The following is a 24,132-nucleotide window of genomic DNA, read 5'->3' on the forward strand; positions in this document are numbered from 1 at the left end:
AACCAAGATGTTCAAACGCTGGCTGCAACAGACGACCATGGCAACGATGGTGGCGCTCGCCCCATTGTCCGTCATGGCTGAGGAAACGCCCAAGCAGGGCGGCGATATCGTCGTCACCTACAAGGACGACATCACCACGCTCGACCCGGCGATCGGCTACGACTGGGTCAACTGGTCGATGATCAAGAGCCTCTACTCCCGCCTGATGGACTATGCGCCAGGCACGCCGAACCCGGTTCCCTCGCTTGCCGAAAGCTTCACCGTTTCGCCCGACGGCTTGACCTATACCTTCAAGCTGCACAAGGGCGTGAAGTTCTCGAACGGCCGCGAGGTCGTCGCCTCCGACGTGAAATATTCGATCGAACGCGCCGTCGACCCGAAGACGCAAGGGCCTGGCGCCGGTTTCTTCGGCGCCATCAAGGGCTTCGAGGATGAAACCGGCGGCAAGACGACGACGCTCTCCGGCATCGAGACCCCGGATGACAGCACGGTCATCTTCAACCTCTCGCGTCCCGACGCCACCTTCCTGCACGTGCTCGCCATCAACTTCGCCTCAGTCGTGCCGAAGGAAGCCGTCGAGGCAGCCGCCGGCGACTTCGGCAAGAAGCCGGTCGGCTCCGGCACCTTCATCCTGAAGGACTGGACGATCGGCCAGCAGCTCGTTTTCGAGCGCAACAAGGATTATTTCGTCAAGGGCGTTCCCTATATCGACAGTTTCAAGGTCGAGGTCGGCCAGGAGCCGCTGGTAGCGCTCTTGCGCCTGCAGAAGGGCGAGGTCGATATTGCCGGCGACGGCATTCCGCCGGCAAAATTCCTCGAAATCAAGAATTCGGCCGATGGCGCGCAGATGATCGTCGACGGCGAACAGCTGCACACCGGCTACATCACGTTGAACACCAAGGTGAAGCCCTTCGACAACGTCAAGGTTCGCCAGGCGTTGAACATGGCGATCAACAAGGAGCGCATCACCCGAATCCTCAACGGCCGCGCAACGCCTGCCAACCAGCCGCTGCCGCCGCTGATGCCGGGCTACGACAAGGCCTTCACCGGCTATGCCTATGACGTGGCGAAAGCCAAGGCGCTGCTGGCCGAAGCCGGTTATCCCGACGGCTTCGAGACCGTGCTCTACTCCACCAATACCGATCCGCAGCCGCGTATCGCCCAGGCGATCCAGCAGGATCTGGCCGCCATCGGCGTCAAGGCCGAAGTCCGGGCGCTGGCCCAGGCAAACGTCATCTCGGCCGGCGGCACGGAAGGCGAAGCGCCGATGATCTGGTCGGGCGGCATGGCCTGGATCGCCGACTTCCCGGATCCGTCCAACTTCTATGGCCCGATCCTCGGTTGCGCCGGCGCAGTTCCGGGCGGCTGGAACTGGTCATGGTACTGCAACGCCGATCTCGACAAGCGCGCCGTTGCCGCCGACTCGATGTCCGATCCGGCAAAGGCGGCCGAGCGAACTGCCGCCTGGGGCAAGATCTTCACCGACATCATGGCCGATGCGCCGTGGATCCCTGTCATCAACGAACGCCGCGTCGTCGCCAAGTCGCTGCGCATGGGCGGTGCTGACAACATCTACATCGATCCGACCCGCGTCATCAATTACGACGCGATCTTCGTGAAGCAATAAGCCCTGAAGAAACAAAGCCTTCCCGGTTCCTGCCGGGAAGGCATCATAAAATTGAGGGAGACACGACATGTGCATCGCCTGCACCCACACCATTCACCGCGCCCAGCATAATTTCGGCTGGAACAAGGATTTCGCCCCCGCTGTCGTCGCCAAACCCGGCGAGACGATCCACTTCGAATGCATGGATTCATCAGGTGGCCAGCTCGGAAGCGACGCGACCCTGGAAACGCTGAACGCGCTCGATTTCGGCAAGATCAATCCGGTCTCCGGCCCGGTCTATATCGAAGGCGCCAAGCCCGGCGATGCGCTGAAGGTGACGCTGCGCAAGTTCATTCCCTCGGGCGTCGGCTGGACGGCCAATATCCCAGGCTTCGGCCTGCTCGCCGATCAGTTCACGGATCCGGCGCTGCACGTCTGGTCCTATGACGCCAACAGCATGGTGCCCGCTCTATACGGTCCGGGCGGCCGCGTACCGCTGAAGCCCTTCGCCGGCACGATCGGCGTCGCACCCGCCGAGCCCGGCACCCATTCCGTCGTTCCCCCACGTCGCGTCGGCGGCAACATGGATATCCGCGACCTGACGGCGGGGGTGACGCTCTACCTGCCCGTCGAGGTCGACGGCGCGCTGTTTTCGATCGGCGATACCCATGCCGCCCAGGGCGATGGCGAAGTCTGCGGCACGGCGATCGAAAGCCAGATGAACGTCGAAGCGACGATCGAGCTCGTCAAAGACGCCAAGCTGCAGACGCCGCGCTTCACCACGACCGAACCGGTGACCCGCCACCTCGACGGCGCCGGCTACGAGGTCACGACAGGCATCGGCCCTGATTTGATGACCGGGGCGCGCGAAAGCGTCATGCGGATGATCGATCTTCTCGGCGCCGAACACGGCATGAGCGCCATCGATGCCTATCTGCTCTGCTCGGTCTGCGGCGATCTCCGGATCAGCGAGATCGTCGACCAGCCGAACTGGGTGGTTTCCTTCTACTTCCCGAGGATCGTGTTCGCGTGAACGAAGCCATGCCAGCCGCAGCGCCGGTGCTCAGCCTTCGCAATCTGAACGTCGATGCCCGCACACCCGAAGGCCGCAAGCCGGTGCTCCAGGATATCAGCTTCGAGCTTTCAAGCGGCGAAACGCTCTGTATTGCCGGCGAATCCGGCTCCGGCAAGTCGGTCACCTCGCTGTCGATCATGGGGCTCTTGCCGAAAGCATCGCTGAAGGTCGCCTCCGGCAGCGTGCTGCTTGGCGAGCGCGACCTGCTCAAGCTTTCCGACCGGGCGATGTGTAGCGTGCGCGGTGGCGATATCGCCATGGTGTTCCAGGAACCGATGACCTCGCTGAACCCGGTCATGTCGGTCGGCAACCAGTTAACGGAGGCAATCCGCGCGCACCAGGGCAGCGAGAATGCCGAGGCGGTGGCGCTGAAGATGCTCGATGCCGTGCAGATCAGCGAGCCGGCCCGGCGGTTGAAGCAATATCCGCACGAGCTTTCCGGCGGCATGCGCCAGCGGGTGATGATCGCCATGGCGCTCTCCTGCCGGCCGAAGGTGCTGATCGCCGACGAGCCGACGACAGCACTCGACGTCACCGTGCAGGCGCAGATCCTGAGGCTGATGCGCGAGTTGAAGCGCGAATTCGGCGCTTCGATCATCCTCATCACCCACGATATGGGCGTCGTCGCCGAAATGGCCGACCGTGTCGTCATCATGCAGAATGGCCGGATCGTCGAGCAGGGAACAGCGCTCGCCGTCTTCCAGCGGCCGAAGGAGGCCTATACCCAGCAATTGCTAGCCGCCGTCCCGAGACTCGGCGCACTTGCCGGCACCGACCGCCCGCCGCGCATCACCCAGCGCGCCGTCGAGACGCTGCATCCGGACCGCACGCCGGTGCTGAACGTGCGCGACCTCACCGTTACCTACGGCAACGCCGCAAGCCGGATTTTCCGGGGCAAGCCGCCGGTTGCAGCCGTCGACGGCGTTTCCTTCGATATCCTGCCGGGGGAAACGCTCGGCCTCGTTGGCGAAAGCGGCTCCGGCAAATCGACGACGGGCAAGGCCGCGCTCGGCCTCATCCCCTTCAAGGGCAACGTGCTGATCGACGGCCGCAATATCGCCGGCCTCAGCCAGCGCGAGATGCGGCCCGTGCGCCGCTCGGCGCAGATGATCTTCCAGGATCCCTATGCCTCGCTCGACCCGCGCATGGCCGTCGGCAAGACGATCGGCGAACCGATGGTCATCCACGGCATCGGCAACCGCAGTGAACGGCAGGACCGCGTCGCCGAACTGCTGCGCCGGGTCGGCCTGACGCCTGATGCGGCAACGCGCTATCCGCACGAATTTTCAGGCGGCCAGCGCCAGCGCATCTGCATTGCCCGGGCGCTAGCACTGGAGCCGAAGCTGATCGTCGCCGACGAAAGCGTCGCAGCGCTTGACGTCTCCGTCCGCGCCCGGGTGCTCGACCTGCTCCTCGAACTGCAGGAAACGATGGAGCTCGCCTATCTCTTCATCTCCCACGACATGGCGGTGGTCGAGCGCATGTCGCACAACGTCGCCGTCATGCGCGCCGGCCGCATCATCGAAACCGGCACGCGGCGGGATATCTTCGAGAACCCGAGGGATGACTACACCCGCGCACTAATCGCCGCAGTTCCGATCCCCGATCCGGAGGTCTATCGCGGCAGGGAAGCGCATGCGTGAGGTGGGCTCTCCCGGCGAGGCCGCCCTTCGCCATCAAGCATACTTTTTGCGTAAACCTGGTGTTGACTTCACGGGTAGACGAGTTCGACCGACGGGCATTTTTACTTTTCCCGCAGCAGATTAGTCGGTGCCTCAATGTCGTATTCTCGACGGCAATATACAAATCCAGATAATGCATCCAAGTCTTTGAAGGGCCGAGTTGCGTAGAAGCATTCGACATTAATACGTTCGATTAATTCCGATCCCGCCGAGGCAGACATTTTTGTAGATAATATCTCCACACTCTCGACATCAAACTCAGTTGGCTCGCGCTCGAGGTAGTATCTTATGAGAAGAGTTTTTGACCTGATGTGGTGGACGGCCTCCGCTCCCGGCATCGCAATGTGCCAAAGTGTGGCTGTCGAAAGTCACATAAGGGAGAGCCGTCCATGGAGAAGATTACCACAATTGGCCTGGATATCGCCAAGCATGTATTTCAGGTTCACGGGATCAATGGTGCCGGCGCGACGGTGAGCCGCCGCAAGCTGCGCCGCGACGATGTCGTTGAATTCTTCAAGGCATTGCCGCCATGCCTGATCGGAATCGAGGCATGCGCGACTGGACACCACTGGGCTCGGGTTCTTATGGCGCTGGGTCACGAGGTTCGGCTGATGCCGGCGTCTTACGTCAAGCCATACGTGAAGCGGCAGAAGAATGACGCGATGGATGCCGAGGCGATTTGCGAGGCGGTGACGCGGCCGACGATGCGCTTCGTTCCAGTGAAGAGCGAGGAGCAACAGAGTGTGCTGATGCTACATCGGGTCCGCGAGCTTTTGATCCGGCAACGGACAATGCTGGTGAACGCCTTGCGCGGCCACTTGGCGGAGTTCGGCATCGTAACGCGACAGGGGGTTGCCGGGGTCGGAACGCTGATCGCGTTGATCGAAGACGATGATCACGATCTCATCCCGCCGCTTGCGCGGTCCGCACTTCTTCCGCTGATCGAGCAGCTGCAGGAGGTGCACGAGAAGGTCAACGCGATGGATCGCCAGATTCATGCGTGGCATCGCTCGAACGAGCTGAGCCGGCGCCTTGAGACGATCCCTGGAATTGGCCCGATCACTGCCAGCGCAATTGCCGCGACGGTGACCGACGCGTCGCTCTTCAAATCCGGCCGACAATTGGCGGCATGGATAGGCCTAGTGCCGCGGCAGAACTCATCGGGTGGCAAGGACCGCCTCGGAAGGATCAGCAAACAAGGCGATCCCTATCTCCGCCGGCTTCTCGTTGTCGGGGCGCATGCGGTGCTTCGTTTCAGCCGCAAGGCCAAAGTGGCGCCGACGCGTTGGGCCGCCGGGCTTCTGGTGAAGAAGCCGTACAATGTCGTCGCTGTTGCCTTGGCGAACAAGATGGCGCGTATCGTCTGGGCGTTGATGACGACGGGCAGGCGCTTTGAGGCTACCGCCTCCCTTTGAAACTTTGAGAGCTCACAGAGGATGCAGAAATTGGTGAGGTGCTAATGGTGTGATGGCGAACGGTCGAGCCGGGATCGGACAAACCCGATCAGTGGGTGCCGCTTGAAAGCGCGTTGACCTGTCTGGGATCTGATCAGCGGACTACATCAGGGCCAGCGGCATGAACAGGCCGCGATCAAAGGCCGTATACATGCCTGCACCCGACCAATCGTCAGAAATGCCAAAAAGCCCTTGCCACGCGGAGGCCGTCCATACATGCCACTGAGAATTTCCTCCAGAATGGATTAGAGTCCGGCCTGTTATTGAACCGCCCCAGGTTTCTGGACCAGCTGAGGCTTGAGTTTCCGGCTTCATTCAGGGAGGCGGGCTGGTTGCGCCTCCTGATTTCATCAGCGAGATCGGCACCTTATTGCCGATCGCACCATGTGGCCGAAACTCATTATACTCTCTACGCCAATCCTCCATCTTTTCGCGGGCATCCGCAAGGGTCAGGAACCAGTGCTGGTTCAGACATTCGGCGCGGAAGCGGCCATTGAACGCTTCAATGAACGCATTGTCGGTCGGTTTGCCGGGGCGTGAGAAGTCCAAGGTGACGCCTTTGGCATAGGCCCAAAGGTCAAGATCGCGAGACACGAACTCAGTCCCCTGATCCACCCTGATCGTCTTCGGATAGCCAACTTTCCGGCATACTCGTTCCAGGGTTTGCACGACATCTTCACCGCGATAGCTGTGACGTGGATCAACCACCGGTACGTAACGCGAGAAGGTATCGACCACCGTCAAGACGCGCAGCTTCTTCCCAGTCGCGAGTTGGTCGTGAACAAAGTCCATAGCCCAGACATCGTTCGGACCGACTGCCATTTGCCGATCCTCCCGCAGCTTGGCTTTGACTCTCCGCTTCGGCGTCTTGTTGCGCAGTTGAAGACCCAAGTCCTTGTAAATGCGATAGGTTCGCTTGATGTTGGCGCCCCAACCCTCGCGTTCCAACAGCACATGCACACGACGATAGCCGTAACGGACACGCGTCTCGCAGATCTCTCGAATACGACGTTCCAGACCGGCCTGATCGGCACGGCGAGAGGTGTAGTGGTAGGTCGAACGATCAAAGTTCAGCGCCTCACAGGCACGCCGGATCGAGATCGCCCAATCGCGGCACATGCCCTTCACCACCTCCCGCTTGCGAGCAGGCCTTAGAGCTTTCGCCGAATGACGTCCTGCAGCATCTCCCGGTCCAGCGTCAGATCCGCGACGATCTTCTTCAACCGCGCATTCTCATCCTCGAGTTGCTTCAGCTTCTTCATCTCCGGCGGCAACATGCCGGCGTATTTTTTCTTCCAATTGAAGTAGCTCGCCTGGCTGATCCCCGCCTTGCGGCAGATCTCCGCGACAGACACACCTTCATCACCCTGTTTCAAAATGAACGCCTTTTGTGCGTCTGAAAACTGCGATGCCTTCATCGTCTTCCGTTCCTTTCCAAGCCAGGAAAATGCACCGGAAAACTCTAACCAAAACTGGTCCAGTTTGAAGGGTTCAGATCAAAGCCGCCGAGGCTCTAATCGCAGCCGGATGAAACTTCCGTGGCAGGTCAGTATGAGCCAGACTTCGAACAGATCGTCTTTTTCCAAATTCTTCATTTTGTCATCCTTTACGGATGCCAGAAAAAGGAGCTTCATTCATCGAACTTGCCGCCCACAACCGCAGTGCTACGTGACAATTTCTATGCCGATCAGCCTGCCATCTTCTCCGCAATCAAGGACAACGTCAGTCTCTCCGAACAGCTGAAGTAAATCCGCTCGATCGAGCTCGGCAAACAAATCTCTCAGCCTCATAGAACTGCGGACCACGCCGGGAATCTCTTTACCGGGGTGATTAGGTAGATAAACGTAGAAAACGTCCTGTTCATCGCCATCCAGGTGAACATAATTGTCTCTCATTTATTTCCTCACCTTCTAATCAATGTTGTTTTTAACTTGGCGGTGCCGTTCTTCGCAAGCTGATAAGACGCGTATCCGTTATTTCCAATGGGAACCAAGTAGCGATCGGTATAGCTGGGATCCTTAATTGTCCCGCTTGGCCAACCGTTTTTGGAGATATCCGCGGAGAGCTGCTTGTAGGCAGCGCGTGCCTCTGCAGCACTTTCGAAAACGCCTCTTTCGACCGCCCGATTGGCTGCGTGATCGATATTGGAATTTACTGCCTTTTCCACGCTAGGCAGACAACTATTGTGTACCCAGACTGTTTCCTGAGCGTCATTACCGGCCTGCTTGACAAAATAGGTGTGGAAATCGGCGATCGTCAAATTATACGCATTGAGCGGCTTGTCTTCGACGCGGATGTCGACAACTGAACTCCAGCTTCCATCGGCGTCAAGCAGCTTCTCACCCGACCGAAGGTCACCCGCAGCGATCCAGGCGCCATCTTTTATTGGCCCCCTATAAAACTGACCTTCAGGCAGCGCTACGGGGACCGCTCGCCCTCCGGATAGGACAGCGAAGAACGGATGGTTCGTCGTGGTTATGATTGTCTGCTGTCGACCGGTCGCTTCGGATTTTAGAGTCAAATAGGCAGTTTGAGCATGCTCCTCACGAATCTTTGCAAGCACCAGCTTGTAGCCTTCACGCCCTTGCTCGTCACGCGACCACACTAATGTCTCGTCCGGGCGGATTTCGCTGATAGCCGTAAAGCCACCAGCTGTCTTAACCAACGTCGAGCCGTCAAACGAGCAACCGGCACCCGACCCGGTATTGGACAAACGTCCGCCGCCGGCGTTAAGTTCGGCTAGGGCTGCGGTTGCGCGTGGAGAGCTGAGAACGATCCCGGCGATCGCGTCGAGAATCTGTTTTGTGCCCGTGGGATCTCTCTGAAGGGACTGCAGCTCGGCATAATAGCCCTCCAGCAGCCTTCGTTCTGTATCCGATAAACCCAGCCCTTGCTCACCGATCGAGTGGATGGCTGCGCCAAGCTCTACTCTTGCTGCGATACACTCGTCAGAACCGATATCCGCCGTACAGGCGCTCACCAATAGTCCAGTGGTGATCTGGTCGAGTGTCTGCAGCTCCTGTGCAATGTCACAAGCACCGCCAACGCCGGCCTTGCAGGCCATCTCCATGCTCCTGAGCCTGAAGTACTGCTTATCGTTCATGAAGTTGAACTGGTAGTTGGCAGCGCCGTAAGCAGCGCCTTCCCCACCACCGACAGCTCCAGCCGCCGCGGCGAGGCTTTGGCCAATCAGCGTAGCAAGCTGCTGGCCTTCCAGCGTTCCTTCGTATTTTGTGCCCTTGAGCATGCCGCTGACAAGCTTGTCGATCGCTGAAGCAAGCAATGTCGACGTTGCTCCACCAAGCGCACCTCTCAGGGCGCCTTCCCAATCATTGACCCCACCAAGGATGCCAGCGCCAATGGCATGTAGCAATGCTCGTCCGGGTCCACTCTCACCCCAAATAGCAAGTTCTTCCGGAGTGTCAGCCTGATCAGCAAACTCATTGGCGATGGTCGCTACGAGTCCCGCCATAGTCTTCTGAGCGGCTTGAAGATCCGCCTGGGTCCTGTACTGGTCGCGCAGGATGTTCTGCAGGTCCGGCAAGCCGGGCAGCGAAGTGTTGGTGTTTTCCGTGTCCCGGCGGATCGTGCTGAGATCCTGCGTTTGGTGTTCCGGGTCGGTGATGGCAATGCCGATGTTCGGCCCGATGGCCGAATAGGCCTTGCCGGTTTCCTTCTCCCCAGCGTTGACCGGCGGCGCAAGCGAGAGGCCGCTGGTGCCGATCGAGCCGCCGTAGGTGTCCGCCTTCCAGGACGAATGGGTGTCGATATCGGTTACCGTCAGCGTGCCGGTGTCGATCGAATTGCGGTCGGAAGGCGCCTCGCTGGTGATCAGACCTCCGACCAGCGTCGTCTGCTTTTCGACGTTGAGGTTGAGACCCCCAATGCCCGCATGGATGCCGGACTGCTCGGCGACGACGACGGCATCGCCCTTGGCTTTCTGCGTGACGCCGGAGATGCCGGAGGAGCCGAAGCCAATCTGGCCTGAGATGCTGAGCTGGTCGGCCTTTGCCTTGGAGGGATCCACCATGCTCTCGACCGTCAGGTTTCTCACGTCGGCCGCAATGGACGTGCCTGCGATCGTCGCACCTTTCAAGGCGAGATCGTTGGTGACGATCGTGACATCGCCGGTCCCATTGACATGGGTGTTGGTGTGGCTGGTGCCGGTCGTGCTGGAGCCGCCCTTGCCATAGGAACCGCTGACGCCGACACTGGTCTCGCAGTTTTTCTTCGCTGTACTACAGCCGAAATTAACGCCGACGCCGGCGCTCCATGAGCTGTTCGTGTCAGTCGCTTCAGACGTGCCGGTGGCAGCATTGAGATTGATGTTGCCATTCTTCGCCGACAGAACGATATCGCCGGACAGCGGGTCGTCGGAGACGGTCGGCAGGCCGAACTTGTCGTAGCCGGCCACTATCTGCGCGCCATCGCTCGTAATGGATCCGTTCTGCGCGTCCATGATGATCGAGCGACCAGCACGGATATCCGTAACGACGGGCGTGGATGTCGTCGATGAGGATGCGCTCTCCTGATGGCTGATACCCGCATTCAAACCGATGTTGAAGGAAAGCCCCTTGCCGTCGGTGAGATTGTCAGAGACGCCCTTCAGGCCCTTGATACCCTCATAGAAGCTGAGGCCCGCGATCGCACTGTTGGTCAGCCCGTTGACGCCACCTGGATCCGACAGGCGCTGAGCTCCGTTCATGATGCTCTGGGCTGCACTTCCCAACTGGCTCGAGACGGAGAGAGTCACGCCGGCGAATGTCTTCTCATGCACCTCCTGGTAATTGGTGAGGTCGTTGGCCGCGAGAAGATTGATGTCCTTAGCGGCGAAGAGACTGACGTCGCGCTCGGCCGACGCCTGCGCGGCCTGCAGGTTGACATTGTTGCCGGCGGAGATGTTGAGGTCGCGACCGGCCGAGAGCATGGACGTGGCATTGGTGTCCGACTGCGCTGCGCTTCCGTCCTTGGTCTTTTGCGCGCCGATGCCGACCGAGAAACCGCCATTGCCGGCCGAGAAGGACAGGCCGAAGCCGGATCGCTTGTCCTCTTTCGATTCCGAGAAGCTCTCGGCGCCCGGCGTCACGTTGACGTCGCGTGCCGCCGACAGGTTGATGTCGTTCTCAGCCTCGACCGACGAGCCCATGATGTTGAGATCGGTCTTGCGCGCGGTGAGGGTGACATCCTCGCCCGCGGAAAGCGCTGAGCCGACATTGAGCGTAGAGGACTGCGCACCGTTTTTCTCGTGGCTGCCGTAGATTGCCAGGAAGCCACCGCCGGAACCGACGCCGATGCCGGATTTCTTGCGCTGCTCCTCGAGCTCGTGCGCCTCCTGCGCCCCGATGATCGAAATACTGTCGGCCGCGACCTCGATCGAGCCGTCGGCATCGATCTTTGAACCGGCAATGACTGCTGCCTTGCCTGCGTCGAGATTGATATCACCGGTGGCGCTCAGTTGCGAGCCGACCGTCGTCTCGTCGTAGCTCTTGTAGCTGGACGAGCTCTTGGAGAGGAAGCCGCTGCGCGAGCCCTTGTCATCCTTGGCGCTGGTGTCCTTGCCGGAGGCGATGACGAGGTCGCCGCCGGTGGTGATGTTCAGGTCCGCGGCGGCGGTCTCGTTGCCGGCCTCGATCTTCGAGGTTGAGATGACCGTGTCCTTGCCCGAGGTGATATCGACGCCTCCACCGCCTGATATGGCGGAACCGACGGCCGTCGTCGTTTCCCGATGGGTGGTCGTCTTCTCGCTCTTGCCGAGGAAACCGCCCTTAATGCTGAGCTTGGTGTCAAGGGTCGCGGTGTCGGTGGCTTCGGCGATCGTCACGTCGCCGTCGGCATCGAGAGCGACCTTGCCGTCGGCGGCAAGCTTGCTGCCGACGATGTTGAGGTCGTGATCGCCGATGCCGTTGCCCGCCGTCACAGAGAGGTCGCCGCCGGCGGATATCTCCGAGTCGACATGGGTGATCGACGAGGAGGACTTCTTGCCGAAGGTGGATGCGGAATGCTCCTGTGCGGCGGTGATGTTGATATCGTCGCCGGCATTCAGCGCGACGTTGCCTTCGGCCTTGACGGAGGAGCCGGAAAGCAGGATGTCGTCGCCTGATTTGATCGTCGCATCCGTGCCGGCGGAAAGCTGCGATTGCTGCTGGTCCGTGGAGAGCGTCCTGGTGTAGCCGGATTGGTTGTTGCGGGCGACATCGGTCGACACCACGGCTACCGAACCCTTGTCGGCGATCACATCGAGCGTCGTTCCCGCCTTGGCGGAGCTGCCGATGACGTTGACGTTGTCGGTGGCCTTGATCGTCAGGGCCTTGCCGCTGGCCACCTGGCTGCCGGTGGCATTTTGCTGGCCTGCATTGTCGACCTTAGCGGCATCCAGCGTCACGTTTTTGCCGGAGAGCGTGGCATCGCCTGTGGCATTGACCTTGACGCCCTTCAGCGCCAGATCGCCGCTGCCGCCGGCAAGCTGCAGAGTGCCGCCCGCCGTCACGCCTGCATTGGTATTGACGACGTTCTGGCCGCCGATCGTCATCGTCTGGGCGGCAAGCGTGATGCCGTTGGTGGCATTGAGCGCCGTGTCGCCGCGCGACAGGAACGTGCCGCTGCCCTGGATGGAGCTGCCGGAGACGGTAAGACTGCCATTGGATGCGATCAGGCCGGAATTGTCGAGATTGCCGACATTCATATTGACCGAGCCGCCCGCCATGGCGGCGCCGGCGCCGGTCAGCTTCTGCCGGTCGGCGGCGGCGACGTAGACAACGGGCGCGAGCACCTGAACGCCGTCGACGGTCTGCCACTGGTAGAGGACAATCGACTCGGTGAGGGCTGCCGCCTGCTCAGGCGTGAGGCCCTGGCCGATGGTCAGGTGGTGGTCCTTGGCATAGTCGGCGCCCTTCTCGAGCAGCGTCTTCATCTGCTCGATGGCGTCACTGCCGGCGAGGAAGGTGCTACGTCCCAATCCCTCGCCGACGAGCTGCCGCAACTGCGTGTCGATCAACTGGTTCTCGAAATAGGCATCGCCCAGGAACGGAACCGTCGTCTCCGGCACGTAGCCGATCTCGCGCATGAAATAGCCGGAGCCGTAGAACTTGCCGACATCGAGGAAGTCGCCGCGGGTTTCGAACAGGAATATCTGGTGGGGTATGTTCCCGTCGACGCCACCCGATTGCGGTTTGGCGGCGGCCTCAAGGGCTTTGCCGTCGACGCGGATGCGGTCGGCGATATTGCCGAGCCCGGTAAGCAGGCTGCCGCCATTGGCGGTGACGCCGCCGAGCGCCGAGTTGACATTGAACAACGCACCGCCGGCGGTCAGGCCGGTGAGCGCTGAAAGCGGATCGCCGGGATTGCTTGATGCCGCCAGGCTGGCGCCGCCTGCCATCGAGCCGGCTGCGGACGTGTTGTTGACGCTGCCGAAATTGACGGAGAGCGCACCGCCGGCCTTGATGTTGGCCGAGACGCCGCCGATCGCCTGGACAGAGCTGACGATCGTCGTGCCGTTGGCGATGTTCTTCGAGGGATTGGCGTTGCCGTTGGCATCATAGGCCGTGCAGGCGCCCTGCGCCTGGCAGGTCGTCGTCGTCGTGCGAAACAGGCTCACGCCGGTATTGGTCAGCGTTGAGCCCTTCAGCGTCGCGTTGCCGCCGGCCTCGATCGAGCTGTAGGCATTGGTGAGATTCGCGGCGTCGATCGAAAGGTTGCGGCTCGCCCGGATCGTCGCTTCCGGGCTGAGCGTGCCAACCAAGCGGTCCTCATAGACTGACTGGCTGAGATGGGACGACCAATCCCATGTGTAGGTGGTGCTTTCGTCCGAGCCGCTGAAATTCACCTCGTCGACGATGAAATAGCGCGACGGATTGTTGGGATCGACAACCGGATTGCCGTTCGCGTCCCTCGGCACCCGGTCCCTGATCCAGTCGATGATCGGCCCGACCTTCTCCGGTCCGTCGGCTGAGATCCAGGTCCAGGCGCGGTACGTCGTGCCGTCGGCAAGCGTCGCCTTCGACCAGAGCAGCGGCTGATAATCCTGCCACAGCCCCGGATCCACGCCCGCATAGAGCTGGTACATGTTCTGATCTGCGGTCTCGAGGTAACCGAACGGCAGGCCGGCGGCAACGGGATTCAGCGTGAAACCGCTGACGACGCCTGAAGACACCAGCGTCCCGGTCGTCCATTGCGGCGTGGCAACCCGCCTGTTGGCCAGGTTGCTGGTCAGGATCGACATGTCGTTGCCGGCTTGAATCAGCCCGGAAATATTGGTGACTTCAGTGTTTCTCAGCCCGGCCGCCACCCCGGCGATCTGCAGGTCATGGTTGGCGAGGATGGCGCCCTGATTGTTGGTGAGCACGCCGCCGACGAAGAGGCTGGCGTCTTTGCCGGCATAGGCGAGGCCCGTGGCGTTGTTGGTGAGGTTGCCGGAAACATTGAAGGTGAGATCGTTGCCGGCGGCCAATTGCCCGGCATTGATCAGCGACGGCAGCGTCAGCGTCAGGTCGTTGGCGGCGAGCAGCGCGGTGCCGGCCGTCGTCGTAAGACCGGCCGCTTTGATGGCGATATCGCCCGAACCACCGGCAGTGGTAATGGCATTGACCCGGGCGCCACTGAGATCGGCCGTGCCGGAGAGATCGAGAGCCAGGCCGCCGAGAGTGAGGCTGCTGTTGGCAAGGTTGGCGCTTGCGGCATTGAGCGTCAGCGTACCGCCGGCAGCAATGTTGCTCGCCCGGCCATTGGAGAGATCGATATTGGTCGTGTTGAGCGTCAGGTTGCCGGCGGTGCGGGTGGGATTGCCGTAGCTGATCTGGCCGCCCGACGCCGTGAGCGCAGCGTTGCTGAGGCTCTGGAGCTTGTTATAGGCAATATTCTGGCTTGCGCTGGCCGAAAGAGCGCCGCTGCTCAGTAGGGCGTTGCCGGCCGTGATCGAACCGCTTGTGGCCGCAAGGCTCATGCTGCCGGTCTGCTGGAGCTTCAGCGTGCCGGCGGATGCAGCGGTGGCCGCGAAGTCCAGGCCGGAAACGAGAGTATCGACGGTGATATCCCGCGCCGAGAGGCTGGCGTTGCCGGCGGCAAGCGACTGGCCGGTAAGATCGATCGTGCCGCCGGCAACGATCGTCATGTCCTGATGGGCGACGACATTGGCGCTGACATCACCCGCTGCGCTGGCGTCGACGTTTCCGGCGGCAAGCAGGTTGCCGGCGCTGATATCGGTGGCCGTCGCCTTGAGCGTGAGAGCGCCGGTCTGCCCCAGCGCGATGTCGCCATTGGCCGACTGTGCGGTGGCGGCAAAATCGACACCAGAGACGATGGCGCCGGCCTGAATGGCCGAACCCGTGACCGAGACGTCGCCGGCGCCAAGGAGCTGGCCGGTGACCGATGTATCGGCGGTGATGGTAACGGCTCCGTGGCCGCTGACATTGTCGGCCTGGAAACGACCGGCATCGATGAGGAGCGCGCCTGCGGCAAGCAGCGTGTCGATATCGACGCTCCCGCTGCTGCCGGCATCGAGCGTCAGGTCGCCGGCCGTGCCGACGGCGATGGCGCCGCCCGGCGAGGCGGCGGTGGCGGCAAAGTCCATACCGGCGACAATCGTGTCCGCCGCAATCGAGCCGCCGCTGATCGATACATCGCCGGCGCCGAGGAGTTGGCCGGTGATATCAGTGTTGCCGGAAAGCGCGATCGCGCCATGGCTGGTGATGGCGGCGGCACTGAGGTTGGCGGCGGAAGCCGAGAGATTGCCTGCCGCAAGCAGGGTGCCGGTATCGATGTCGCCACTCGCGGCAAGGGAGAGATCGCCGCTCTGCGTCAACACGATATTGCCGCCGGCCGCTTCCGTTCCCGCAAAATCGATGCCGGCGATGATGGCGTCAGCAGCGATGGCCGAGCCGGTGAGGTCGATGTTGCCGGCACTGAGGATCTGACCGCTGATGTCAGTGGCCGCGTTGATCGCGATGGCGCCATGCGCGATGACGCTCTGGGCCGTCAGCGCCGCTGATGTGACCGACGTATCGCCGGCCGACAGGAGCGCGTCGACGTCGACGGCGCCGCTGCCGGCGGCAAGCTGGATGTCGCCGGCGCCCGATAGAACCGTGCTGCCATTTGCCGCCGCATTCGTCGCAGCGATGTCGAGGCCCGAGACGACCGTATCGGCCGAGATCGAACGGCCTGAAGCCGTGACGTTGCCCTGCGCCAGCATATCGCCGGAGATGCCGATATCGGCGCCGGCGGCAAGTGTGATGTCATTGCCGCTGACAAGCGAGGCTGCGGCGATCGAGCCTGATGTCGCGGTGATTGTCAGCGCACCGCCGCCCTTTGCGGCGCCACCGACCTGGATGTCGCCCGACGTGCTGGACAAGGTAAGCGCATTGCCGGCCACGACGCTGCCGGCCGCGATCCCGGCCGCCGACAACATATCGAGGTTGGCGGCACTGTTTGCCTCTCCGCCGACACTCAACAGGCCGCTGCCGCTCGAAAGCAGGATGTCGCCGTCGGCGGCTACCGTATCGAGGGTAATTCCCTGATCCGCCTGAACGGCGAGCTTTGCTTTCGAGGCTACTTTGGCGGCCGTCACCTTCGCCTTCGAGGAGATCGAAACGCCCTGCTGGCCGGAGACGTTGCCGAGCGAGATCTTGCCGTCGGCCGACAGCGACAGTTCGTTGGTGTTGGCCGCAAGATTGCCGCTCATGCGCACGCCGGCGCCCTTTTCGGTGACGACGATCTTGATGCGGTCGGCCTGCATGGCGCCAAGTGCTGTGCCGTCGATCGCATATTCCGGTGTGCCGGAGATCGGAGCGAGCGCCTGGGAATTGCCCGTCGCGTAGTCGAAATTGGCGGCACCCGCCGTCACGCGCAGGTCCTTGCCATAGACCGGGCCGTTGACGTGGACCGCGCGCGAGACGATGTCGAAGAGATCGACCGCGCCGGGCCCGGCAGCGAAGTTGCCGCCGTTCGGTCCAATGGTGACATCCCCGCCATTGACGATAAAGCCGTTGAGCTTGCCATCGGCCCCAATCTGCGGCGCGCCTGTGGTCAGCGTCGCATGCGGCGTGTTGATGAAGCCGCAGCCGTCGCAGGTGATGCCGTTCGGATTGGCGATGACGACATCGGCGCGGCCGCCGAACACCTCGGTCGGGCCGTTCAAAGCCGAGCGATTGCCGCTGGTCACCTCGTTGAGGATGACCGATGCCGGAGCAGAATTATTCAGATTAGGATTGCCCGGCGTGACGCCGCCGAGATTGGAATTGCCGATCTCGCCCTTGTAGTTGTTGAGGATGAGGCCCGGCGTGCCGACGTTGAAATTGTCGTATTTGTTATGCGACAGGCCGGCTGCATTCGGGGTGACGATGTCGATCAGCGGCACGCCGTTCGGGGCGGCGCCGACGCCCGGCTGGTTGGCGGCGGCCGCCGTGGTGCTCGCAGAGACCGACTGCGCATTGGCAAGCATCGGCTGAAAGACCAAGAGCGTGCTGAGCACGATGGCAAGCGAGCGATTGCCAAATCTGCCGAGCCGGCAGCCAAGACCCCTTGCTTCAGAACCAAGGCCGGTTTTCTCACGCATCGTTTTGTCTTCCCAAACGCACAACTGGTTTTGTGTCTCGATATCAATCGTGGCTCGGCGCCGCCGTCACTGCGGCGGCGCTGGGCCTCATCGCAGGATTTATTTCTGGCTGAGCCAGGTCTTCACATTGCGGGTGAAAGAATTGGAGAGCCTTTGGGCGAGCGCGTCCTCTCCCTGGGACTGCGCAGCGTTAATGGCCATCGCAATGACGATGCCGATTTCGCCACCTCCCTTTACGCCTTTATCGTCGCCGCGAATGCTTTGGGCTTCGGCGATCAACTGGCCTGTCTTGACATCTTCGAGCCGCACCGTTCCCTGGATGTAGCTATCGGTCCCGGCAATGACGCGTCCTGGCTTGCTCGACACGTTGACCGTATGCAGGGTCACAACCAGACGACCTTTGACGGGTCCGCCGGGCAAGCCGGTCATCTCGCGCGCCATGGTGCTCTGCAATGTGCGAACGACTGCCGGCAGCTGCGGGTCCGGCTTCGTGCGATCGAAGAACCCGCCCATCGTGACATCCGGAGCCGTCTCGACCCGGATCTGCGAGACCGAGGTCTGCTTGAGCGCGGCGACAAGCCGAGGGTCGGTGGTGACGCAGGACGCAAGTGTCGCCGCCAGAAGGAGAAGGGTTAGAAAACGCACGATACGCATAGAGAAACTCCGGGATTCAGGCATAGGGTTCGAGTGTCAGCGAAATTCAGTTCCTGTTGTCCGACGACGATGCAGGCTTGGCCTTGGCGTCGAGATGCTTGTAGAGCTCGGTCAACTGGGACTTGGGCGCGGGGCACCCTTTCGATTTGGCAATGCTGGTCAGGACATTGTTCCTGTTGCGCAACGCATCGATCTCGACCTTTTCGGGGGATTTCGGATCCATGAAAAACAGCGCAGGCAGAAACAGCAGGACGCCGGTCGCGCCGAGGACGATATTCTTGCCTTGCGCGTCCGTCCGCTCCTTCACTGTCGACGTGATCTGCCGTTCGTTCGCCTCGAATTCACGCGCGATGCCGGCGCAATCGAAGGCGCTGTCGGTCGGGTTGGTCGAAGCGACCGGCCGGGCCTCCCGGCCGGCGCAGCCGGCAAGCGAGATGGAAAGGGCAAGGATCAGCGCTGTCGATGTTGAAAAGGTCTGAGTGAGTTTGTTCTTCGAAATATTGCCGGTGGTCATTTTTGCTTCCGTTACCAATGAGTGGATGCGCTGAAATAAAAGAGCCCGCCGTCGACCTGGTCGAGGCTGCTTGCAACGATGTCGGAATAGCCGAGGTCAGCGCTGATATTGCCGCCGACAGCGCGGATACCGGCCGTCCAGCTGGCGAGATCGCCCCCCGTCATGTCGAAGCGTTTTTGCGAATAGACATGGCCGTAGTCCAGGCCGAGGTAAGGGCGCAGCTCGCCGAGGACCTTCGCGACTGCATCGCCGCTTTCGTTGGATTTCGTTCTCCAGACGATCTCGTTGTGGCTGAACATGCCGTTATTGCCGAACAGCACGCTTTCGCGCGTGCCGCGGACATTGCTGTAGCTGCCAAGCGAGATCTGCTCCGCGCCAAGGAGATTGTCGGGGGAATATTGACCGCTGAGCAGCGAGGTTAGCTCGAGCTGCCTACCGGCCAGCGTGAACGGCTGCGTCACGCTGATCGTAGCGTTGAACTTTGAAAATCGCGGATCGGCGTTGCCGGCGCCGGGATCGCCTGGTTCCACGGCATCGAAGAGGCCGAGCCCCTTGTCGTAGCTGGCATCGAACACCCAGATGCCGCCGAACATGCGGCGGGAATGGGAAATACCGATCTCGCCGACCGTATAGCGGCGGCTGCCGACCTCGATGAGGTTGCCGAGCAGGAAGTTGTTCGTCTGTTTATAGGTCAGGCTGCTGCGGACAGTCGTAATCGAATCCTTGTCGCGCAAGACGACGCGATCAATGCCGAGACCTGCCTGCCCGGAATTGCCCGAGGTTTCGAGCGATGAGAAATTTCCTTCGACCGCACTTTCATATTGGTACCAGGAGCCGTTCAGCGAGACAGTGGAGTAACCGTAGGGGACGCTGACGCTGCCGGAATAGCTGTTGCCATATCCCTTTCCGTCATTGCGCCACGGATAGTCGGGACCACTATGCTCGTAGGAGAAGGACCACTGATCGTTGATATCAAGCAGGTCATCCAAGCCCAGCGATGCCGAGCTCCGGGAAAAACCGGTGCTTTCCTGCCCCATATTGTTGTTGCCGAGGGAGGCATGCCAGGGTCGGCCCGGGCGGTTTTCGATATTGAGGATCGACGTTCCGTCCTTGGGACCGGGCAGCATGGCGGATTTGGCGTCGTTGGCCTGCAGCCGGTTCATCTGGTCGAGGCCCTGCTCAATATCGCGGATATTGACGACCCGGCCGATCAGGCCCGGAAAGGCTGTCGCAAGCGAACCGCTGCCGGCGACTTTCTGGCCATTGAGATAGATGTCCGAGAGCGTGCCTTCGACGACGAGCAGGCGGAGGATCCTGGTCTTGGCGATATCCTGCTGCGGCACGTAAGCCCGCGAGGTCACATAGCCATGATCGATATAGAGGTGCGTGACATCGCGCAGCACCGCATTGATCTCCGCAAGGCCGACGCATCGGTTGCCGTAAGGTGCGGTCACCTTGCCGATCTCCTGTGCCGATAGCAGGTTTGCCCCATCGATCTCGACGCGCGTGATGTCGAAACAGGCGCCATTTCCGGGGCCCGCGGGCAAAGATCCGTTTTCCCCATCCGCGCTGCCGCCCGGTGTGGCACGGCGAAGCGCATCCAGCCGCTGCGACTGCGTCTGCTCTTCCTGGCGGCGGTTAAAATCGTCGGCCGGCGACTGCGCGTGGGCGGAAGCGATACCGATCATGAGGACGGCGCCGACAACCAGGGAAGATCGAATGTCTGTCGTCATTTTGAAATTCGGCTACTTCACGGCAGTGGGCTGGAGTTCGTCGAGGGCCGGCTTCAGCCCTTTCAGCGAGAAACGGATATTGACGTCCTGGCCGTTCATCAGCCGCACCAGCCCTTCAGCACTCGAGCCTTTCTTCAGCGCCGCGGCCGTCTTCGTATCCAGCGCCTGCTGCGCCCAGCATCCGGACTGGTTGCAATTGCGATAGTCGAGTTTGGCGACCGGCTTACCATCGGCCTTGATCGACAGGCCGGAGGGCAGGAAGACGTTGAGCGGCAGAAGGGCGGTCAGCATCAGCCGCGGCTTGCCCTTGTCGCCCTTGCCCTTTTCGCCCTTGCCCTGGGAACCGGCCGGCGAAGCTGCGATCGCCAACGTCAGGATATTGACGGGTTTGCCGTCTTTAGTGACTTGCGCGACCTGGGCGACTTCGCAGGCCTCAGCGCCTGCCGAACCGGTGCAGCGATAATACCAGTCGTCGAATTTCTGGGATTTCATGGCCGGCGCCGGTTGAGCGGGCGCCTGCACCTGTTCCGGTCCTTGATCGGCCGGAACAGGTGATTGCGAAAAAGCCGGGTTGGCACAAGCAATGAATATCAAAACAGGGGCGATAGTCGGACGAGTCCGCTTCATGCCGATTCTCAAAAATGTTCTCATTGAAAATACAACTTCAGGAAGATTTTATTCGCGTGTAAAGCCGTATCGCTACAATCCATCATTTAGTCAACCTAAGCGTGTCAGCACGGTAAAGTTTCCGTTAGATATTTACTTCACGTTCTGGGAGATTAAGTCTTGCCTTGGCTGAGACTCGCCCTCAACGAATTCGCCAAGAGATTTCAACACTCGAATAAAACCGATTGGCGAAGACCATGAGACGACGCGCAACTTACGCGAAGCTGTCCACCTGCCCGCTTGCATTGAAAATTCTACAGATGAACGGATAGGATGAATAATTCCGCACCATCCACACTGCTGCGAAGTCTTGAAAAGATGAGCCTCGTTCCTTCGAAGAAAAGAGCCTCTCCGGCATCTGTGTTTTTCTCGATGCTCCTCAGAAATACAGAGATGTATTTTAGAAATTCATTGCACCCACGGTTGCTACTGTTATTCTTCTCGAAAAGGAGAGGACAGCCGCATGGCAAAACGGCAACGACGAGGGCAGCCCGGAACAGAACCCGCAGACGACATTCGGGAAAACCTGGTCAAGACACGAATCGGCGGCGATCTCTCGTCCTTCATGAAGGGCAATCCAGACCCATAAATCATCCATAGCCATCGTCGCGCCGCGTCGATCGCAGAATTGTCATTTTCAGGATGACATCAGCCTCGTTCTCTGCGAAAAAGAGCGCGATGAGAGACAGGGGCGTTCGTCGACAGACGGGCTGAGAAGCACCCTTCGAACCTGAACCGGATAATGCCGGCGGAGGGAGTCGCTCGGGGTCGCGGCTTAGCCCGCACGAACCGCCCCGTGCCCGCCCCCGCCTGAAAGGGGCCACATGCAGACCGGGACCACACCAGGAGCGATGCTGAAGGCGATGCGCGAGAAGCCGCCGCTCGTTCAGTGCATCACCAATTACGTCGCCATGAACATCGCCGCAAATGTTCTGCTTGCATCAGGCGCCTCGCCCGCCATGGTGCATGCCGCTGAGGAAGCCGGCGAATTCGCCGGGATCGCCAGTGCGCTGACAATCAATATCGGCACGCTGTCGACGCAATGGATCGACGGCATGCAGGCGGCGGCGAAGGCCGCGACATCAGCCGGCAAACCCTGGGTGCTCGATCCGGTCGCCCATTATGCGACGGCTTTCCGCCGCAACGCGGTCGCCGACCTCCTGGCGCTGCGTCCGACCATCATCCGCGGCAACGCCTCCGAAATCATCGCGCTGGCCGGCGGAGAGAGCCGCGGCCAGGGCGTCGACAGCCGCGACCCGGTCGAACAGGCGGAAGGTTCGGCGCGATGGCTGGCTGAACGTCAGCGGGCGGTCGTCGCCGTCACCGGTGCGGTGGATTTCGTCACCGACGGCGAGAAGGCCGTGCGCATCGAAGGCGGATCGGCGCTGATGCCGCAAGTCACCGCGCTCGGTTGCTCGCTCACCTGCCTCGTCGGCGCCTTTGCCGCGACGGCACCCGAAGACACCTTCGGCGCGACGGTTGCGGCACTTGCAACCTTCGCCATCGCCGGCGAAGAGGCCGCACTTGGGGCGGCCGGCCCCGGTTCCTTCTCATGGCGTTTCCTCGATGCGTTAGCTGCGCTCGACCCCGAAACGCTTGACGCCAGGGCGAGGATATCGGCGGCATGAAGGCTTTCGACCTTTCGCTCTATCTCGTCCTCGACCCCGATCTGTGCGCCGGGATCGGCATGGTCGAAACGGCGCGACTTGCCGTTGCCGGCGGCGCGACGATGGTGCAACTGCGTGACAAACATGCCGGCACCATCGGGATGATCGAGACCGGCCGCGCCTTGAAACAGGCATTGGACGGGACCGGCGCCCTGCTCATCGTCAACGACGATGTCGAGGCGGCAATCGCCATCGGCGCCGACGGTCTGCATATCGGCCAGGAAGACATGGATGCACACAAAGCGCGGACGATGATCGGCCCCGACATGATCCTTGGCCTCTCGGTCGAGACCGCGCCGCTCGCCGCCGCCGTTGATCCTGGTCTGGTCGATTATACCGGCGTCGGACCGGTGTTTGCGACACCGACCAAGGCCGACCACAAGCAGCCGATCGGTTTTGACGGTCTTGCCAAGCTGGTGAAGGCCTCGCCGGTGCCATCGGTCGCGATCGGCGGGCTCAAGGCGGATCATGTCGCCCAAGTCTTCGCCGCGGGCGCGAAAGGGCTTGCCGTCGTTTCCGCCATCTGCGGCACGCCAGACCCTGAAGCTGCCACGCGCCGCATCGCCGCAGAAATCCGAAAGGCCCGTGCATGATCCGCAACGTTCTCTCGATCGCCGGCTCCGATCCCTCCGGTGGCGCCGGCATCCAGGCCGATCTCAAGGCCTTTTCCGCCCGCGGCGTCTACGGCATGGCGGTGCTGACCGCGTTGACGGCGCAGAACACGCAAGGTGTCAGCGGTGTGCATCTGGTGCCGCCGCAATTCGTCGCCGACCAGATCAATGCCGTCTTTGCCGATGTCCGCGTCGATGCCGTCAAGATCGGCATGATCGCCAATGCCGGCATCGCCGACGCCGTTGCCGGTGCGCTGACTGACCACCGCGACATTCCGATCGTCATCGATCCTGTCATGATCGCCAAGGGTGGAGCCGCCCTGCTCGCGCCTGAAGCGGTCGACGTGCTGACCCATCGGCTGCTGCCGCTTGCCACGCTGCTGACCCCGAACCTGCCCGAAGCCGCCGCGCTGCTGCACCAGCCGGTGGCGACAAACCGGGCTGACATGGCGGTGCAGGCCGAACGCCTGCGCGCGCTTGGCCCCGCCGCAGTGCTGGTCAAGGGCGGCCATCTCGACAGCGACGAGAGCCCTGACGTGCTTGCCACCGCCGCCGGCCTGCACTGGTTCGAAGCCAGGCGCGTGCCGACCAAGAACACCCACGGCACCGGCTGCACGCTCTCCAGCGCCCTGGCGGCCGAGCTCGCCAAGGGCGCCTCGGCGCGGGAGGCGGTCGCCATCGCGAAGGAATACCTTGCCGGCGCGGTCGCGGCTGCCGGACACCTCACCGTCGGCTCCGGCCACGGTCCGGTGCAGCATTTTCATGCGCTCTGGAAAGACGATATATAAGCACTCGCTCAGCGAACATGCCGCCAATTGAAAACGGCCCGGCCTCCCGGGCCGTTTTTTCGTTCGGCACCTACTTTGCGTTGAAACCGCGGCGACTGCGGCGGGGCGTCCCTTTCTCTCGTTGAAAAACCTTGTTG

The 24,132-nt window shown here is 61.6% G+C and carries 14 protein-coding genes and 1 riboswitch; of the genes, 7 read left to right on the forward strand and 7 right to left on the reverse strand.

All coding sequences use genetic code 11. From position 1 onward, the window contains the following. Positions 1–7 precede the first annotated feature (7 nt). The 4 genes from U5G49_RS24740 to U5G49_RS24755 all read left to right on the forward strand — a co-directional run bounded on the left by U5G49_RS24740 (position 8) and on the right by U5G49_RS24755 (position 5,778). The gene (locus U5G49_RS24740) at positions 8–1,627 is read left to right on the forward strand and encodes an ABC transporter substrate-binding protein (protein ID WP_193444133.1); all 1,620 of its coding nucleotides are present in this window, start codon (positions 8–10) and stop codon (positions 1,625–1,627) included. Positions 1,628–1,694: 67 nt separating this feature from the next. After that, positions 1,695–2,639: an acetamidase/formamidase family protein gene (locus tag U5G49_RS24745; protein ID WP_113543839.1), complete on the forward strand. Its 945-nt coding sequence runs from the start codon at positions 1,695–1,697 to the stop codon at positions 2,637–2,639. After that, positions 2,636–4,324 carry an ABC transporter ATP-binding protein gene (locus U5G49_RS24750; RefSeq protein WP_193444134.1) on the forward strand — a complete coding sequence of 563 codons (1,689 nt, stop codon included), beginning with the start codon at positions 2,636–2,638 and terminating at the stop codon, positions 4,322–4,324. The genes U5G49_RS24745 and U5G49_RS24750 overlap by 4 nt, the downstream gene beginning before the upstream one ends. A 428-nt stretch (positions 4,325–4,752) precedes the next feature. Then, positions 4,753–5,778, forward strand: a complete 1,026-nt coding sequence (locus U5G49_RS24755) for an IS110 family RNA-guided transposase (RefSeq protein WP_284200639.1) — start codon at positions 4,753–4,755, stop codon at positions 5,776–5,778. 354 nt (positions 5,779–6,132) lie between these two features. On the opposite strand, the gene U5G49_RS24760 is transcribed toward U5G49_RS24755, so the two are convergent. The 7 genes from U5G49_RS24760 to U5G49_RS24790 all read right to left on the reverse strand — a co-directional run bounded on the left by U5G49_RS24760 (position 6,133) and on the right by U5G49_RS24790 (position 20,914). Next, positions 6,133–7,235 (reverse strand): IS3 family transposase gene (locus U5G49_RS24760; protein ID WP_284200501.1). Its coding sequence is split into 2 segments (ribosomal slippage): positions 6,133–6,974 and positions 6,974–7,235, totalling 1,104 coding nucleotides; the frame shifts between segments, so codons are not numbered across the junction. 246 nt (positions 7,236–7,481) lie between these two features. Then, positions 7,482–7,712: a DUF2283 domain-containing protein gene (locus U5G49_RS24765; RefSeq protein ID WP_193446909.1), complete on the reverse strand. Its 231-nt coding sequence runs from the start codon at positions 7,710–7,712 to the stop codon at positions 7,482–7,484. 8 nt (positions 7,713–7,720) lie between these two features. Further along, a complete protein-coding gene (locus U5G49_RS24770; protein ID WP_246289457.1) occupies positions 7,721–17,362 on the reverse strand; it encodes a hemagglutinin repeat-containing protein in 9,642 nt (3,213 codons plus the stop codon). Between the two features lie 99 nt (positions 17,363–17,461). Next, positions 17,462–18,016 (reverse strand): hypothetical protein, encoded by a 555-nt coding sequence (locus U5G49_RS24775; RefSeq protein WP_193446908.1) that lies wholly within the window; start codon positions 18,014–18,016, stop codon positions 17,462–17,464. Between the two features lie 46 nt (positions 18,017–18,062). Continuing rightward, positions 18,063–18,530, reverse strand: coding sequence for a hypothetical protein (locus tag U5G49_RS24780; RefSeq protein ID WP_018448578.1), 468 nt, complete (start codon positions 18,528–18,530; stop codon positions 18,063–18,065). Positions 18,531–18,541: 11 nt separating this feature from the next. Further along, a complete protein-coding gene (locus U5G49_RS24785; RefSeq protein WP_193446907.1) occupies positions 18,542–20,263 on the reverse strand; it encodes a ShlB/FhaC/HecB family hemolysin secretion/activation protein in 1,722 nt (573 codons plus the stop codon). Positions 20,264–20,275: 12 nt separating this feature from the next. Beyond that, positions 20,276–20,914 carry an invasion associated locus B family protein gene (locus U5G49_RS24790; protein ID WP_193446906.1) on the reverse strand — a complete coding sequence of 213 codons (639 nt, stop codon included), beginning with the start codon at positions 20,912–20,914 and terminating at the stop codon, positions 20,276–20,278. Between the two features lie 692 nt (positions 20,915–21,606). Next, a riboswitch (TPP riboswitch) is annotated at positions 21,607–21,703 on the forward strand. Positions 21,704–21,753: 50 nt separating this feature from the next. Between U5G49_RS24790 and thiM the strand changes: the two genes are divergently transcribed. Genes thiM through thiD form a run of 3 tightly spaced genes read left to right on the forward strand, consistent with a single transcriptional unit; the run spans position 21,754 to position 23,995 of the window. Continuing rightward, positions 21,754–22,557 carry a hydroxyethylthiazole kinase gene (gene thiM / locus U5G49_RS24795; RefSeq protein WP_113544381.1) on the forward strand — a complete coding sequence of 268 codons (804 nt, stop codon included), beginning with the start codon at positions 21,754–21,756 and terminating at the stop codon, positions 22,555–22,557. Then, entirely contained in the window at positions 22,554–23,189 is a 636-nt protein-coding gene (thiE, locus tag U5G49_RS24800) for a thiamine phosphate synthase (protein ID WP_113544382.1), read from the forward strand. The genes thiM and thiE overlap by 4 nt, the downstream gene beginning before the upstream one ends. Then, entirely contained in the window at positions 23,186–23,995 is an 810-nt protein-coding gene (thiD, locus tag U5G49_RS24805) for a bifunctional hydroxymethylpyrimidine kinase/phosphomethylpyrimidine kinase (RefSeq protein WP_131607139.1), read from the forward strand. The genes thiE and thiD overlap by 4 nt, the downstream gene beginning before the upstream one ends. The last annotated feature ends 137 nt before the right edge of the window (positions 23,996–24,132 follow it).

This window comes from Rhizobium indigoferae, assembly GCF_034554815.1.
In the GTDB taxonomy this organism is placed as follows: domain Bacteria; phylum Pseudomonadota; class Alphaproteobacteria; order Rhizobiales; family Rhizobiaceae; genus Rhizobium; species Rhizobium leguminosarum.

Bases quoted from the DNA above. Each gene is read 5' to 3' on its own strand.
- U5G49_RS24790 (WP_193446906.1), bottom strand. From the start codon at position 20,914: ATGAGAACATTTTTGAGAATCGGCATGAAGCGGACTCGTCCGACTATC.
- thiD (WP_131607139.1), top strand. From the start codon at position 23,186: ATGATCCGCAACGTTCTCTCGATCGCCGGCTCCGATCCCTCCGGTGGC.
- thiM (WP_113544381.1), top strand. From the start codon at position 21,754: ATGCAGACCGGGACCACACCAGGAGCGATGCTGAAGGCGATGCGCGAG.
- U5G49_RS24780 (WP_018448578.1), bottom strand. From the start codon at position 18,530: ATGACCACCGGCAATATTTCGAAGAACAAACTCACTCAGACCTTTTCA.
- U5G49_RS24765 (WP_193446909.1), bottom strand. From the start codon at position 7,712: ATGAGAGACAATTATGTTCACCTGGATGGCGATGAACAGGACGTTTTC.
- U5G49_RS24770 (WP_246289457.1), bottom strand. From the start codon at position 17,362: ATGCGTGAGAAAACCGGCCTTGGTTCTGAAGCAAGGGGTCTTGGCTGC.
- U5G49_RS24775 (WP_193446908.1), bottom strand. From the start codon at position 18,016: ATGCGTATCGTGCGTTTTCTAACCCTTCTCCTTCTGGCGGCGACACTT.
- U5G49_RS24755 (WP_284200639.1), top strand. From the start codon at position 4,753: ATGGAGAAGATTACCACAATTGGCCTGGATATCGCCAAGCATGTATTT.
- U5G49_RS24785 (WP_193446907.1), bottom strand. From the start codon at position 20,263: ATGACGACAGACATTCGATCTTCCCTGGTTGTCGGCGCCGTCCTCATG.
- U5G49_RS24745 (WP_113543839.1), top strand. From the start codon at position 1,695: ATGTGCATCGCCTGCACCCACACCATTCACCGCGCCCAGCATAATTTC.
- U5G49_RS24740 (WP_193444133.1), top strand. From the start codon at position 8: ATGTTCAAACGCTGGCTGCAACAGACGACCATGGCAACGATGGTGGCG.
- thiE (WP_113544382.1), top strand. From the start codon at position 22,554: ATGAAGGCTTTCGACCTTTCGCTCTATCTCGTCCTCGACCCCGATCTG.